The 13,807-nt window shown below is 57.0% G+C and carries 17 protein-coding genes; all 17 read left to right on the forward strand.

Features of this window, described 5'->3' with window-relative positions; all coding sequences use genetic code 11:
- Nucleotides 1-43 precede the first annotated feature (43 nt).
- The 17 genes from N6V40_RS06715 to N6V40_RS06790 all read left to right on the forward strand — a co-directional run bounded on the left by N6V40_RS06715 (nucleotide 44) and on the right by N6V40_RS06790 (nucleotide 13,764).
- Entirely contained in the window at nucleotides 44-1,120 is a 1,077-nt protein-coding gene (locus N6V40_RS06715) for an amino acid ABC transporter permease (protein ID WP_131088978.1), read from the forward strand.
- On the forward strand, nucleotides 1,117-1,923 hold the full coding sequence (locus tag N6V40_RS06720) for an amino acid ABC transporter ATP-binding protein (protein WP_131088977.1): 807 nt from the start codon (nucleotides 1,117-1,119) through the stop codon (nucleotides 1,921-1,923). The genes N6V40_RS06715 and N6V40_RS06720 overlap by 4 nt, the downstream gene beginning before the upstream one ends.
- A gap of 25 nt (nucleotides 1,924-1,948) precedes the next feature.
- Entirely contained in the window at nucleotides 1,949-2,914 is a 966-nt protein-coding gene (locus N6V40_RS06725; RefSeq protein WP_131088976.1) for an ABC transporter substrate-binding protein, read from the forward strand.
- Nucleotides 2,914-3,999, forward strand: a complete 1,086-nt coding sequence (locus N6V40_RS06730) for an LLM class flavin-dependent oxidoreductase (RefSeq protein WP_131088975.1) — start codon at nucleotides 2,914-2,916, stop codon at nucleotides 3,997-3,999. Before N6V40_RS06725 ends, N6V40_RS06730 begins: the two co-directional genes overlap by 1 nt.
- Nucleotides 3,996-4,913, forward strand: a complete 918-nt coding sequence (locus N6V40_RS06735) for an LLM class flavin-dependent oxidoreductase (RefSeq protein ID WP_262199473.1) — start codon at nucleotides 3,996-3,998, stop codon at nucleotides 4,911-4,913. The genes N6V40_RS06730 and N6V40_RS06735 overlap by 4 nt, the downstream gene beginning before the upstream one ends.
- Nucleotides 4,914-5,021: 108 nt before the next feature.
- Entirely contained in the window at nucleotides 5,022-6,350 is a 1,329-nt protein-coding gene (locus N6V40_RS06740) for an LLM class flavin-dependent oxidoreductase (protein WP_131088973.1), read from the forward strand.
- The gene (locus N6V40_RS06745; protein WP_262199474.1) at nucleotides 6,347-6,586 is read left to right on the forward strand and encodes a hypothetical protein; all 240 of its coding nucleotides are present in this window, start codon (nucleotides 6,347-6,349) and stop codon (nucleotides 6,584-6,586) included. The genes N6V40_RS06740 and N6V40_RS06745 overlap by 4 nt, the downstream gene beginning before the upstream one ends.
- The gene (locus N6V40_RS17640; protein WP_396268499.1) at nucleotides 6,541-6,900 is read left to right on the forward strand and encodes a transporter substrate-binding domain-containing protein; all 360 of its coding nucleotides are present in this window, start codon (nucleotides 6,541-6,543) and stop codon (nucleotides 6,898-6,900) included. Before N6V40_RS06745 ends, N6V40_RS17640 begins: the two co-directional genes overlap by 46 nt.
- Nucleotides 6,888-7,316 (forward strand): type 2 periplasmic-binding domain-containing protein, encoded by a 429-nt coding sequence (locus N6V40_RS17645; protein WP_396268501.1) that lies wholly within the window; start codon nucleotides 6,888-6,890, stop codon nucleotides 7,314-7,316. The genes N6V40_RS17640 and N6V40_RS17645 overlap by 13 nt, the downstream gene beginning before the upstream one ends.
- Nucleotides 7,317-7,338: 22 nt before the next feature.
- Nucleotides 7,339-7,887 (forward strand): SDR family NAD(P)-dependent oxidoreductase, encoded by a 549-nt coding sequence (locus N6V40_RS06755; RefSeq protein WP_262199704.1) that lies wholly within the window; start codon nucleotides 7,339-7,341, stop codon nucleotides 7,885-7,887.
- A gap of 62 nt (nucleotides 7,888-7,949) precedes the next feature.
- On the forward strand, nucleotides 7,950-8,333 hold the full coding sequence (locus N6V40_RS06760; RefSeq protein WP_262199475.1) for a hypothetical protein: 384 nt from the start codon (nucleotides 7,950-7,952) through the stop codon (nucleotides 8,331-8,333).
- A 173-nt stretch (nucleotides 8,334-8,506) separates the two neighbouring features.
- Nucleotides 8,507-8,791, forward strand: a complete 285-nt coding sequence (locus N6V40_RS06765; protein WP_061954273.1) for an HU family DNA-binding protein — start codon at nucleotides 8,507-8,509, stop codon at nucleotides 8,789-8,791.
- Between the two features lie 272 nt (nucleotides 8,792-9,063).
- Nucleotides 9,064-9,348 (forward strand): HU family DNA-binding protein, encoded by a 285-nt coding sequence (locus N6V40_RS06770; protein ID WP_028268375.1) that lies wholly within the window; start codon nucleotides 9,064-9,066, stop codon nucleotides 9,346-9,348.
- Nucleotides 9,349-9,500: 152 nt separating this feature from the next.
- The gene (locus N6V40_RS06775) at nucleotides 9,501-10,109 is read left to right on the forward strand and encodes a hypothetical protein (protein WP_131088970.1); all 609 of its coding nucleotides are present in this window, start codon (nucleotides 9,501-9,503) and stop codon (nucleotides 10,107-10,109) included.
- A 43-nt stretch (nucleotides 10,110-10,152) separates the two neighbouring features.
- Nucleotides 10,153-10,752 carry a copper resistance CopC family protein gene (locus N6V40_RS06780; protein ID WP_131088969.1) on the forward strand — a complete coding sequence of 200 codons (600 nt, stop codon included), beginning with the start codon at nucleotides 10,153-10,155 and terminating at the stop codon, nucleotides 10,750-10,752.
- Between the two features lie 194 nt (nucleotides 10,753-10,946).
- A complete protein-coding gene (locus tag N6V40_RS06785; protein ID WP_131088968.1) occupies nucleotides 10,947-13,001 on the forward strand; it encodes a bifunctional copper resistance protein CopD/cytochrome c oxidase assembly protein in 2,055 nt (684 codons plus the stop codon).
- A complete protein-coding gene (locus N6V40_RS06790; protein ID WP_131088967.1) occupies nucleotides 12,994-13,764 on the forward strand; it encodes a hypothetical protein in 771 nt (256 codons plus the stop codon). Before N6V40_RS06785 ends, N6V40_RS06790 begins: the two co-directional genes overlap by 8 nt.
- Nucleotides 13,765-13,807 lie beyond the last annotated feature (43 nt).

The raw sequence follows: 13,807 nt of genomic DNA on the forward strand, positions 1-13,807 counted from the left end.
AGCGTGTTCCTCAAGAGAAACAAAGCCATACAAGGAGCAAACGATGCCACCGACAAGTACCCGGGTCACCAACCCAGATCCCGTGCAGGACACAACGCCGGAGACTGCGCTGGACAAAGTTCAGAACACCGTGCAGAACACCGAGTCGGAGACAGTGCAGCCGGTAGTAACGCCGAGCTACACTACCGATAGTGCTATTGCTGACTACAAGGTGGTTGCCGCGGTCCATCCGTGGCGCTGGGTCGGCACCGTGGTTGTTGCCGGAATCGCCGCAGCGATCCTGTACTCGTTGATTACTAACCCACGGTGGGAATGGGGTGTGGTGGCGCAATGGTTCACCGCCGAATCCATTCTTCGCGGACTCGGGCAGACTCTGAAGCTCACGTTGATTTCCGGCAGCCTGGGCTTTGCGCTCGGCTTTGTGCTGGCGCTGATGCGGTTATCACGCTCGCCATTATTTAGCTCGGTGTCGTGGACCTTCTCCTGGATCTTCCGATCCACCCCGCTATTGGTGCAGCTATTGCTTTGGTACAACCTCGGCTACCTGTATGAAACCATCCGGCTGGGGGTCCCGTTCACCTCAATTACCTTCGCCGAATTCCAGACCACGAGCCTGATCAGCCAGTTTGCTGCCGCGGTGCTGGGGCTGACCCTGAACCAGGCGGCCTACAGTGCGGAAATCATTCGCGGTGGCATTCTCTCGGTGGACCAGGGCCAGATCGAAGCGGCCACCGCATTGGGTATTCCTCGCTGGCGCCGCTCCACCCGGATCGTGCTCCCGCAGGCCATGCGAGCGATCTTGCCGACCGCCTTCAACGAAATCATCGGCCTGGTCAAGGGCACCTCGATCGTCTACGTGCTGGCTTATTCGGAACTGTTCTACACCGTGCAGGTCATTTACAACCGCACGCAGCAAGTGTTGCCGATGCTGCTGGTGGCCACCATTTGGTACATCGTGATCACTTCGGTGCTCAGCGTGGCCCAGTACTACATTGAACGTCACTATTCCCGCGGTGCACTGCGCACCTTGCCACCAACCCCGTTACAAAAACTGCGTGGTTTCTTCACAACCCACGCCGCCACCGGCACCTCGATCAATTCCTCGAAAGGACAGCTATGAGCCTGGCAACCACAGAAGTTAGCACCCGCGGAGAAGTAGCGGTGCGTTCGGTAGACAAGAGCTACGGTACAACCCAAGTTCTGCACGAGATCGATCTTGATGTTGCCCAGGGTGAAGTCTTGGTCATTATTGGGCCATCGGGCTCAGGAAAATCCACCTTGCTGCGCACCATCAACCACCTGGAAAAGGTGGACCGAGGCACCATCAGCCTCGATGGCGAATTGATCGGCTATAAGGTGCGCAACGGCAAACTCCATGAACGAGGCGAAGCAGAAATCTTGGCGCAGCGCACCGAGGTGGGCATGGTGTTCCAGAATTTCAACCTCTTCGGGCACCTGACCGCCCTACAAAACATTGTTGAAGCGCCCATCCACGCTCGCAAGGTTCCCAAGGCCAAAGCCCAGGCGCGGGCCAAAGAATTACTAGCCCGCGTGGGATTGGCGGATAAAGCTGATGCCTATCCTCGCCAGCTCTCCGGCGGTCAACAGCAGCGTGTGGCCATCGCGAGGGCCCTGGCCCTGGATCCCAAGGTGGTGCTTTTTGACGAGCCGACCAGTGCGCTGGACCCTGAGTTGGTCACCGAGGTGCTCGAAGTGATCAAGGACTTAGCCAAGTCAGGTACGACGCTGATCATCGTCACCCACGAGATCGGGTTTGCCCGCGATGTCGCCGACCGAATTGTGTTTATGGATGGCGGACGAATCGTGGAGCAGGGGACCCCGAGAGAACTACTGGCCAACCCACAGCACGAGCGCACCAAATCCTTCCTCTCCAAAGTCATCGAACCGGCTTTTAACATCTAAAGCTTTGTCACTAAGGACTCGCACCATGAAAAAGTACGCAGCAGTTTCTGCCCTCTCTGCGATCGGCCTGCTCACCCTCGCCGGTTGCGCTGACCCAGGCGCCGCCGCCCCGGCAGCATCCTCGGGCGCTGAAGCCAAGAGCAGCACAACCTACAACACCTCACCAGAGCAAGACCGCATCCGCTCCACCAAAGATCAAAAGCTGGCCGACGCGGTCCCAGAAAAGATCAAAAAGGACGGCAAGCTCACCGTGGCCACCACCGCCGGCTCGGTACCACTCTCCTTCCACGCCACCGATGAAAAGACCGTGATCGGCACCGAAGTGGACCTGGCCCAGTTGGTCGCCGACAAGCTGGGACTAGAACTGGACTTGCAGGTGACCAGTTGGGAGAACTGGCCGCTGAAAACCGAATCGGGCGACTTTGAAGCAGTCTTCTCCAATGTTGGGGTGAACGCGGATCGAGTGAAGAAGTTCGACTTCTCCACCTACCGTGCAGCGTTTATGGGCTTTGAAGCTCGCGCCGACAGCGATATCACCGTGAAATCAGCCGACGACATTACGGGCAAGAAGATCGCCGTGGGTTCCGGGACTAACCAGGAAAAGATCCTGCTGGCATGGAACAAAGAGCTAGAGGACAAGGGCAAGGCACCAGCAGAACTGCAGTACTACTCCAGTGAAGCCGACACCATCTTGGCTCTATCCTCGGGACGCATCGATTTGAACATCGCGCCTTATCCTTCCACCGTGTACCGCGAAAACCAACGTGATGATCTGAAGGTGGTTGGCAAGATCAACGCCGGATGGCCTAATGAGACGCTGGTTGCCGCAACAACCAAGGCCGGCAACCGCCTCTCTGAACAGATCACCGCGGCACTGAACGAAACCATCAAGGAAGGCACCTACGCCAAGGTGCTAGATCGCTGGTCGTTGAGTGAAGAGGCTCTGCCGGAATCAGAAACCATCAACGCGGCGAACTACAAGGGCAAATAATGCGTTTTCAAGTACTAGACATTATTCCGCACCAGTCTGACCCGATCACCGGCCTGCAGGTTGATACCGCGCAACGCTTTGAACAGGTAGTGCAGTCCGCGATGCGGGCCGAGGAACTTGGCTTTGATTCCTTCTCAGTAGGCGAGCGCCACGCAGGTGCCTTCATTTCTTCCTCGCCGGCCGTTGTCCTTGGGGCTATTGCCGCGCGGACCAAGAAGATTCGGCTGCACACCGGTGTGGTGGTGCTTTCCATTCTTGATCCGGTGCGCGTAGCCGAAGATTTTGCCACCGTGGATCAGTTAAGTCATGGGCGCCTGGAGCTGGGAATTGGTAAGGGCAACGAAGTGGCGCACTTCCCGCTCTTTGGCAGGAAGGTTGAGGATCAATGGGACTTGCTCGAAGAGAACTACGAGCTGCTCAAAGCCCTCTTTGCCGATGAGCCAGTGAACTTCACCGGACGGTTCCGCAGCGAATTAGAACAGGTCACCACCAGCCCACGCCCGTTCCAGTCACGACTGCGGATCTGGCATGGTTCGGCCACCTCGCTTCGTTCGGCAGAACTGGCCGCCAAACATGGTGACCCACTCTTCTCGGCCAATGCGATCCAGCCCAAAGAAAATTACAAGGTGCTCATCGATCACTACAAGCTGGCCTATGAGCAGGCAGGCCACGATCCGGCGGCACGGTATATAGGTTCGGGCAGCGGGGCGGGAGGCGTGTACCTGGCCGATAGCACCAAGGCGGCCATCAAGGAATTTGGGCCGGTGTACGAAGCACTGACTAACCGGCGCGATGTACCGGGGAACAACACCCCGTACCGCAGCATTGAGCACGCGGTGGCCGAAGGACCCCTCTTGGTGGGTAGCCCCGAGTTTGTCGCCGAGAAGATCTTGGATTATCACCAGAGCTTCGGTCACGACCTGCAGTCCATTTCGCTGCCAACCACCGCGCCCTATGCGGCACAAATTGAAACGTTGGAACGCTTCGCAAAGGAAGTGATTCCGCTGGTGAAAACCGAGACCACCTTGTGGACCGAAACAGATCCACAGTTCAACAACACCTTAGAAAAGGAGTATGCAGTATGAGTGAGTACTCCCTGCTGCTGGCGCTCAATCTTGATGGCGCCGGTAACGATCCGAACGATTCGGCCCTCGCAGCGTTACGCGCTGAATCTGCTGAATTCCACGGCGTGAGCTTCTCCAGTGATGGCCTGCTCGACTCGGTGCAACGCGCCAGTTTTGTTGCCGCGAAAACCCAGCGCATCGCGGTGCTGCCGGTGATTGATGCCCTCTTTACCGAGCCCTTTCACACTGCAACCCAGCTGGCCAGCCTAGATATCATTTCCCACGGCCGGGCCGGATGGATCTTAGAAACGCAGAACGATTCGGTACAGGCCGACGCAGTAGGTCGCAGCATATTGCCCGAGGACCAGCTAAGTACCGAAGCTGCCGACGTGGTCACCACCCACCGTCGACTCTGGGACAGCTGGGAAGACGACGCGGTCATTCGTGATGAGGCAACCGGACGCTACCTAGATGCCACCAAGTTGCACTACGCGGATGTTGAGGGGAAAAACTTCTCGGTCAAGGGCCCGGCTATCACCCCACGCCCACCTCAGGGACAGTTGCCGATTATTGCTCCGGCCCCGCTATTTACGCCCGATGGTCTGCAACACTGCCGACTGAACGGTGCCGACGTGGTGAAGGTGAACGCAGCCAACCTTGATGAGCTACTCGCCAAAGCACAGACCGCCAGCAGCAAGGGCGCGGTAGCCATCGAACTAGACGTTTATCTGGACACCGCAGGGGATACCGGGGCCCGCCGGGCGGCCGAACAATCCGTGCAGCGAACCCCTCGCGCCGAATTTATCGGCAGTGTTGATGAGCTCATTAGCTTCCTTAAAGTTCGCGGAAGCTACCGCCAACCCGGAAGATCAACGCCGACATCTTGTCCACCTGCATCCGGGAGATCTGAGGATCGACGCAAGCGTACTGCTTGACGAAGTACTACCAAAACTGAAGCACAGCAACTTGCTGGCACCCATCGGTGACACCCTGCGCGAAACCTTCGCACTGCCGGTGGCCAAAAACCGCTTCCAGGAGGCATCATGAGCACCCAGAACCAACTACGATTCGGCGTCTTTTTCCAAGGCGTGAACTCTTCGACCGTATGGCGCAGCGAAAAGGCGGGATCCCAGATTGACTTTGCTTCCTTCCGTCAGATTGCACAGACCGCAGAGCGTGGCTTATTCAGTGCCTTCTTCCTCGGTGAGGGACTGCGCCTGCGTGAACACCTAGGTGGCATTCATGAACTGGATGTGGCCGGTCGCCCCGATGCACAGACCATGCTCGCAGCCCTGGCCGCGGTAACTAGCAACATTGGTTTGGTAGCCACCCAGAACACCACCTACAACGACCCAGCAGATTTGGCCCGTCGGCTCTCCTCCTTGGACCTGATTTCCGAGGGTCGCGCTGCCTGGAACATTGTCACCACCCACAACGCCTGGACCGGCGCAAACTTCCGCCGAGGCGGCTACCTAGAGCACCACGAGCGTTACTCTCATGCAGAGGACTTTGTGCGTACCGTACGTCAGATATGGGACGATTCCACAGTTCACCACCGCGGCAATCACTACAACGTTGACTACACCGGCACCGTTCCGGCCAGCGCACAACATCGGCCTGTGCTCTTCCAAGCCGGCGACTCAGCCGAGGGACGCGACTTTGCTGCCCGCCAGACCGACGTCATTTTCTCCGCCCACGTTGGACTGGAAGACGCACTGGAATTCCGCAAGGACATCAACGCTCGTGCAGCCAAGGTGGGACGTGCCGAGAACTCGGTGAAGATCATGCCCGGAGCTGAGTTCATCGTGGCAGAAACTGCCGCAGCAGCCGAAGAAAAGTACCACTGGGTCCGCGAACACCAGATTGGCCCACACCAGGCGTTGGCCTACCTTGAACAGTTCTGGGGTACTCGACTGGAGAACGTCGATCCTTACGGGCCACTGCCCGAATTTGATCCAGTAGTCGAGCAGAGCTCAGTGACCCGAGGTAGTGGCTTCCAAGGTGCTAAGTCTCTAGAGCTGGCTGCCGCATGGCGTGCCGAAGCCAAGGAGAAGGGGCAGAACATTATCGAGTTTGTCCGTTCCCGTTCACACCGTGCGGACCACACCTTCACCGGTTCCTATGATCAGATCGCGGACCGTTTGGCTCAGTACGCAGAACTTGGTGCGGTTGATGGCTTCAACATCACCCCGTGGCTGATTCCTACCGGGCTTGATGACATCGTCAACCACCTGGTCCCTCGGCTTCAGGAACGCGGAGTCTACCCACAGGCCTATGCGGACACTCTGCGAGAAAACCTCGGACTAACCATCGACGAAACCCATGAGCAGCGGGCCATCCAGCGACTCAAGACAGTGCAGGAAGTATCATGAAGCTCCACAAATCCCGTTACGCCTTCACCACCCTTGCGCTGATCGGTTTGGTGTCCCTCAGTGCGTGCGCCGATCCATCCGAGGCCAAGGAGAACACCGAATCTCAGGCACCGACCAATGCTGCTGACACGGCGCTATCGAGCCCGCAGCAAGAGCGTCCGGACGTCGCGGTAAATAAAAAGCTCAAAAGGTGGTTCCAGAAAAGATCTCGGCCGACGGAAAACTCACTATCGTGACCGCACCAAGTTCAGCACCACTGAGTTTTTACGCCACCGATAACACCACACCGATCGGCAATGATGCTGACCTCGCAGCGGCGCTCGCCGATGCTCTCGGCTTGGAACTAGAACTAGTTCCAGTGTCATGGGCGGACTGGCCGTTGGGTATTGAGTCCGCCAAGTACGAGGCCGCGATCAGTAACGTGACGGTGACCGAAGAGCGCAAAAGAAGTTTGATTTTGCGACCTACCGCGAGGACCTGCTCGGATTCTACGCCGATAAGGATTCGGACATTGGGCCAATCAAAAAAGCCGAAGATGTGGCTGGTTTGAAGATTATCGTCGGCTCGGGAACCAACCAGGAAAAGATCTTGGTTGAGTGGGACAAAGCTAATCAGGCCAAGGGTCTGAAACCAGTGGATTTCCAGTACTACGACGATGATTCGGCTTCAACCTTGGCGCTACTTTCTGGGCGTGCTGATGCAAGCTTTGGACCGAACGCATCCGGTGCCTACAAACAGGCGACTGCCGGAGAAGTTAAGCAGATTGGTTCCTTCCCCGGTGGGTGGCCGGATACCGCGCAGGTCGCGGTGACCACTAAGAAGGGTAGCGGACTGGCGGAAGCTGCAGAAGTGGCCATTGATGGGCTGATTAAATCTGGCGCCTACAAACAGATCTTGGATAAGTGGGGTTTGAGCGAGGAAGGAATTACCGATTCTCGGTTGAACCCACCAGGTCTGGCAGGCTAACGGTTGTAGTAGCGTGGGGAGCATGAATCGTGCAGTGCGTTTGGGTTCCCTAGAACAGTTGGGGCAGTCCGTGCCCCAGGCCAGTATTCGTGCCAACTATGAGCGCTGGAAGTCGTTAGGCGTCGGTAAAACAGCAGTGGTTACCGGCGCCAACGCAGGCTTAGGATTCTTTGCGTCCTTGGGTTTGGCTGCAGCGGGAGCGCATGTGATTCTGGCCTGTCGTAACCAGTCACGTGCCGAAAAGGCCATGGCCGCCATCCGCCGTCGAGTGCCAGAGGCCAGTGTTGAATTTATGCAGTTTGACGCTGCTTCAACCCTGTCTGCGATGGCGCTGGCCGCCGAGCTTCGAGGGCGTCAGCTGGACATCCTAGTGGCCAACGCGGGAATGATCCACACCCCGAGTACCCGAGAAGCCGGAGCCTTGGGTTATGAGCAAACCATGACCACCAATGTGATTGGACACGCCCGACTCGTCGGGGAATTGGCTGAGAAATTCAAGGAAGGACAGCTACGGCTGATCACCCTTGGATCAATGTCCACTTTGCTGATGCGCACCGATCCAAAAATCTGAAGCTGGCGCACGACTACAACCCGTACCGTGCCTACGTTCAGTCCAAGGCTGTACTGCAAAGCATGGGAATTGGTTTGGATCATCGATTACGTCAGCTGCAGTGGCCGTCTCGTTCGGTAGCCGTGCACCCGGGTTATTCGGTCTCTGGGCTCACTCCGGTGATTGAGGAAATCAACGAACCTGACTTTGCAAAGCGCCTAACGGGTCGATTACAGGGCAGTTTCGCGCAGGGCAAACATGAAGGTTCGGTGGCCATTGTCGAGGCAGCGCTAACCGAAGGGTTGGAGCGCTGTGCCCCCGGCGTCTTCTTCGGCCCGCAATGGACCTCCAAAGGCCGAATTACGCTAGCCAGACCGGCAAATGTCACTCGGAGCAAGGTGCTTCAAGATGCGGCATGGGAGATATTGATACAAGCGAATGAGGGAGTAGATCCCTTCGCGCTATAGGGCTCAGGTGAACTTTCACACCTCGATTCTCTAGATGAAATCGGCAAAATCCGCGTGATGATGCCATTTTGTCGCCAACAACTGGTAAGTTCAACACTGATAAGTCCGCGCGACCGTGCGGCATTCAAAACCCGGACCCGGGTTTTGAGGCACTAGTCCAGGAGGACAATACATTGGCTATGAACCGTAGCGAACTTGTTGCTGCTGTTGCAGCGAAGACCGAAAACTCCCAGGTTGCCGTTAACGGTGTTCTGGATGCTGTCTTCGAAGTTTTCGTCGACCAGATTTCCAAGGGCGAAAAGGTAACCATCCCAGGTTGGTTGGCAGTGGAGCGCACTGACCGTGCAGCTCGTACCGGCCGTAACCCACAGACCGGTGAAGCAATCCAGATCCCAGCTGGCCACTCGGTCAAGCTGACCGCTGGTTCGAAGCTGAAGGCAGCTGTTGCCAAGAAGTAAGCCTCTCTAAAGCTTAAGCAAGGCCCACTCTCCGATGCCGGGGGATGGGCCTTGTGTTCTTAACTGGCGTACCAGAAGTGGGCGTTGAACCCAAAAATGGTGCCGTTAGCCAAAGAATTCTGTAAGAAGATGAAAAAATCCCGGTATTTCGGCTGTTTTCGGCCATTTCGGGCCTCAACGTTTGATATGTTCTCACTGATAAGCCCGTGCGACCGCGCGGCATTCGAAGTCCGAAATCGGGTTTTGGATCACTAGTCCAGGAGGACCATACATTGGCTATGAACCGTAGCGAACTTGTTGCTGCAGTTGCAGCGAAGACCGAAAACTCCCAGGTTGCCGTTAACGGTGTTCTGGATGCTGTCTTCGAAGTTTTCGTCGACCAGATTTCCCAGGGCGAAAAGGTAACCATCCCAGGTTGGTTGGCTGTAGAGCGCACCGATCGTGCAGCTCGTACCGGCCGTAACCCACAGACCGGTGAAGCAATCCAGATCCCAGCAGGCCACTCGGTCAAGCTGACCGCTGGTTCGAAGCTGAAGGCAGCTGTTGCCAAGAAGTAAGCTTCTCTAAAGCTTGAGTAAGACCCGATTTGTTGCCGGAGATTTTCCGTCAGGCAGGTCGGGTCTTCTTTTTGACAGCGTTTGAGCGGATCTTCTACTTCGCGTAGAATCAGGCGTGCTCAACACCGATCATGGAGAACAGGCTGCAAACCGTGCCACACAAACCCGCAACCCGCGTTATGCGCGGCTGGTTGGCGGCAAGCGTGTGCACTTGGACGGCTTTTGCAGCTCACGCGCATAGCGCTCCAACACAAATGTCGTTGGTAGCCATGGGCCTGATCAGCTGCATTTCTGCGGTGATCGCCATGACGCTAGTGGGCAAAAAATTCTCCGTTTGGGCTACCAGCTTAGTGGTGCTTGCCAGTCAAGGACTGTTCCATCTGAGCCTGTTGGTGATGAGCCATGACAGTACTGGTGTTGCTGGCATGGAACACATCCAGCACACCGGGCGCAGCATCGAACTGGCGCACAACATCAGCTCCCACTATGCCAACGCACATAGTGAATCAATGCTTTATGCACACGTCATGGCTGCAGTAGTCAGCATTATCGTGCTTCACTGCGGCGAGCGTTTGCTCGGGGCTCTGGCCTCATGCCTCACTTTGTCGACTGCCCGAAAAATCCTTTCGCTTGTCCGTGTGCAAGTTCCTGAAGCTCGCGCACTGCCGGCATACTTCCCTTTGCGTTTTCAACCCAAGTTGGCGCAACTGGGGCGATTGCCCGAACGCCGCGGGCCACCTTCCTTCGTTCTTGTTGCCTAAGACATAGAACGAATTACCCCACCAGGGGCTTGGAAGGAAAACAATGAAGAGCAAAACCCTACCCACAATGAATTTGACCCGCCTCGCAGCCGTAGTGGCGTTGGCGATCCTTGCAGTATTTACCTCGGTGACCGCCGCCTCTGCTCACGACGAACTGGTGAGTTCAAATCCCAAAGCTGGGGCAACGTTGAAGCAGGTTCCCGAGGAGCTCACCCTGGAATTCTCCGGTGAACTGCAGACCATGTCAGGTGTGAACTCCACCGTGGTTGAGCTGAGCAATGATGGCAAAGCTGTCGAAGCGAAGGCTGAAACCAAGGGCAAGACCGTAACTGTCACCCCGGCGAAATCGTTGGAAAACGGCGAATACGAGCTGGAATACCGCGTCGTTTCTTCGGACGGACATCCAGTAGAGAGCAAGCTGGATTTCACCGTCAACGCATCAGCTAAGCCAACTCCCTCGATGATCAGTGCTCCAAGTGAATCTGCGCAGGCTGACCAGCCTAGCGACGCGCAGCAGGAGAATGACAACCCACTTCAGGCCGCAGGCAGCAATGTCAGCCCGGTCATCTGGGTAGTTATTGGCGTTGTGATCCTTGGTGGCGCCATTGCCGTTCTGGCCAAGTTCATGCGCAACAACAAGTAGTAAGCGCACACCTCGTAGACCGGCAGGCCAAAGATCCACCTTGGCCTGCCGGTCTCTGGTTTAGAAGCCGTTGATTAGCACCTCGCGCACGAGATTTACACGCGTGCACTGTGGGTGTGAGATGCGCCGTAGCGGTGTAGTTCCGGCCGATCTGGTCTGTGACCGTCGAGCAAAAATGAGATGATTAGAAGGATATGGATACAGCAAAGCGCACGGTTTCAGTCACCCGCTTCATCCTGCCCGGGCTGCTCGCTTCAGCGGTAGTTTTCCTGGTTGCGGTGTTGTTCACCGGCATCGCCCGTCCGGCCGAATTGGCCGATCCTGGAGCGTTTGTGCGCTGGAGCCTGCCGATCGCGCGAGCGATCCATCATTCATCCATGTCAGTGGCCATAGCCGCGTTAGTCTTTGCTGCCGCCATTGTGCCTCGAAGCATCAAAACCACACGCGATGAGCAAGGCGCGGATCATCCAGCCTTTACTCGCGCTATGAATATTGCCGCCGGTTCTGCAGTGTTGTGGACCCTTTCTGCAGCTACCGTCATGGTGCTGACCTTCTGGGATCTGGCCGGCCTTCCGATGAGCCTGGATGGGCAATATTCAGCCGCAATTCTGGACTATATTCTTTCCATCACCACCGGCCGGGCCTGGGCCTGGATGGTAGTGATTGCCGCAGTGGTGAGCTCGCTCGCCTTGGCGGTACGTTCCAAAACCGGAGTTGGTGCCACCGCGCTCTTCTCCTTCGCAGGCATCCTGCCGATGGCCTTTATCGGCCATGCTGCCGGCGGCGATGACCACTTTGCTGCTGTGAACTCCATCGGCCTACACCTGTTGGCCGTCGTACTGTGGTTCGGCGGAATTATTGTCTTGGCACTACTAGCTCCCACGCTGGAAGGCCAAGCACCGGGACGCAAGCGTGGCCAGGTACTGGCTGGAGTTGTCCTGCAACGCTATTCCGGGTTGGCAACCATTGTTGTCTTCCTGATGATCGGTTCGGGTCTGGCCTCGGCGATCATCCGCATCACCAACTGGGGACAGTGGGCCACACCTTATGGCGCGCTAGTCATCGTCAAACTTCTGATTACCTTGGCCCTGGGCGCACTCGGACTGGTTCACCGCCGCAAGGTCATTCCGCAGCTTTTGGCCGGTAAGTACACCGCGCTGCGTGCTGCATGGCAGGTAGTTCTAGTTGAAGTCATCCTGATGGCCTCGGTCATGTCGGTAGCCACGGTGCTGGCTCGAACCGCACCGCCAACCAGCGACGATGCCCCGGCAAAAACCACCCCGGCCCGTCTGCTCACCGGCTACGATCTGCCACCAGCCCCAGACACCGCCAGCTGGCTCACCACCTGGCGCATGGACTGGATCTGGGTAGCGGTATGCCTCTTTGGGCTAGCGGCCTACCTCTATGCCTTCATCACGTTGGCTCGTCGTGGCGACAAGCCCAGCGTGCCGCGCCTGATCAGTTGGGTTGTTGGCCTGTTCGCACTGTTCTACGTCACCAGCGGTGCGGTGGCCGTCTACGGCAAAATCCAGTTCTCCACGCACATGGTTGATCACATGTCGCTGACCATGATCGTGCCCATCTTCTTGGTACTCGGTACGCCTATTACCCTGCTGCTGCAGGTTTTGCCTGCCCGCGTTGACGGCACCCGTGGAGCACGCGAATGGATCCTGTTCCTGGTTCACTCTCGTTATTCGAAGGTAATCACCCACCCAATTTTTGCTGCGGTAAACTTCGCCGGGTCCATCGTGATCTTCTACTTCACCCCGATCCTGGAACCGGCCATGCGCTACCACGCCGGCCATGAGCTGATGAACTTGCACTTCCTGCTCACCGGATACCTCTTTGCGCTGAGTCTGGTGGATGCGGATCCGGTGCCTAAGCGTTACCCATACCCAATGCGCCTGGTAGTTTTGCTGGCTACCGTCGCCTTCCACGCCTTCTTCGGTGTGGCATTGATGAGCACCGAAAACTTATTGGCTCCCGACTACTTCGGCAATATGGGACGCACCTGGGGCGGCAGCGCTCTGGAAGACCAAGTGGTGGGCGCCGGCGCCATGTGGGCCATCGGCGAGGTACCCACCTTGGTCTTGGCCATCTTTGTGGTTTTGTCTTGGCTCAAACAGGACAAAAAAGACACCAAACGTTATGACCGACAGGCAGAACGCGACAACGATGCCGAGCTGGAAGCCTACAACGCGATGTTCGCCAAATTTAATCAGGCCGATCGAAGGAATCCCAATGCCTAAGACCATCAAGACATTGAGCATCCCGCTGGTGTTGTGCACCGCTTTGTCCTTGGGCGCCTGTTCCTCGGAACAGAGCCAGATGCCACAGGACCAGACGCATAAGATTGCCGCTGAAAGCACGGCCTCACCCAGTGCTAGCCCCAGCGCCTCAGCATCGAGCTCCGAGGAAGATCCGACTACCCCTGAGATGGCCACAGCAGCTGGCTCGGTGATCGCCTCACAATTGGGCTTCCCAAGCAGCGCTAAAATCAAGGGCAAAGATCTTGACTCTCTGGCCACCCCACCGACCGATACGCTCAAGGGCATCGTGGTCTTGCCAGCTCAATGCTCGGCTCCGATCAACGATTTGAACTGGTCGCCGGTGCAGTTGGGCACCCAAGCGGCACGCACTGACTTCACCAACGAATCCCAGTCCATTACCGGCTCGGTCGAAGTAGCTAAGTTGGGCAAGGACGGGAACGCGTCGGTTGTCCAGCACACCAAAAACGTGAAGAGCATTCTTTCTGAATGCAAGAGCGTCAAGCTGAACACCAACGAGTACACCGAGACCCTTAAGTTCTCCGATCCCAAGGTGGACTCGGTGGATTCTGCGCTGTACTACAGCCGCGACGGGGAATACGCCCAAAATTCGCTGGTCCTGATCAAAAAGAGCAAAGAGTATGTGGCGATGGTTTCCTTCGTTGCCAGTAACTCGTTGTCCGACGAAAAGTTCAACAAGGTGGCAACCAGCGTCATGGATGCTGCCCTGTCCCAACTTCCATAGTCGGGCAGAGCCAGAGGAATAGAACCGGGCTGGCACCGGTTGC

The organism is Glutamicibacter sp. M10 (assembly GCF_025452055.1).
In the GTDB taxonomy this organism is placed as follows: Bacteria; Actinomycetota; Actinomycetes; order Actinomycetales; family Micrococcaceae; genus Glutamicibacter.

Excerpts from the sequence above, each read along its gene's own strand:
- N6V40_RS06780 (WP_131088969.1), top strand. The coding sequence starts at position 10,153 with ATGAAGAGCAAAACCCTACCCACAATGAATTTGACCCGCCTCGCAGCC.
- N6V40_RS06740 (WP_131088973.1), top strand. The coding sequence starts at position 5,022 with ATGAGCACCCAGAACCAACTACGATTCGGCGTCTTTTTCCAAGGCGTG.
- N6V40_RS06745 (WP_262199474.1), top strand. The coding sequence starts at position 6,347 with ATGAAGCTCCACAAATCCCGTTACGCCTTCACCACCCTTGCGCTGATC.
- N6V40_RS06725 (WP_131088976.1), top strand. The coding sequence starts at position 1,949 with ATGAAAAAGTACGCAGCAGTTTCTGCCCTCTCTGCGATCGGCCTGCTC.
- N6V40_RS06755 (WP_262199704.1), top strand. The coding sequence starts at position 7,339 with ATGAATCGTGCAGTGCGTTTGGGTTCCCTAGAACAGTTGGGGCAGTCC.
- N6V40_RS06760 (WP_262199475.1), top strand. The coding sequence starts at position 7,950 with ATGGGAATTGGTTTGGATCATCGATTACGTCAGCTGCAGTGGCCGTCT.
- N6V40_RS06790 (WP_131088967.1), top strand. The coding sequence starts at position 12,994 with ATGCCTAAGACCATCAAGACATTGAGCATCCCGCTGGTGTTGTGCACC.
- N6V40_RS06720 (WP_131088977.1), top strand. The coding sequence starts at position 1,117 with ATGAGCCTGGCAACCACAGAAGTTAGCACCCGCGGAGAAGTAGCGGTG.
- N6V40_RS06730 (WP_131088975.1), top strand. The coding sequence starts at position 2,914 with ATGCGTTTTCAAGTACTAGACATTATTCCGCACCAGTCTGACCCGATC.
- N6V40_RS06715 (WP_131088978.1), top strand. The coding sequence starts at position 44 with ATGCCACCGACAAGTACCCGGGTCACCAACCCAGATCCCGTGCAGGAC.
- N6V40_RS06785 (WP_131088968.1), top strand. The coding sequence starts at position 10,947 with ATGGATACAGCAAAGCGCACGGTTTCAGTCACCCGCTTCATCCTGCCC.
- N6V40_RS06735 (WP_262199473.1), top strand. The coding sequence starts at position 3,996 with ATGAGTGAGTACTCCCTGCTGCTGGCGCTCAATCTTGATGGCGCCGGT.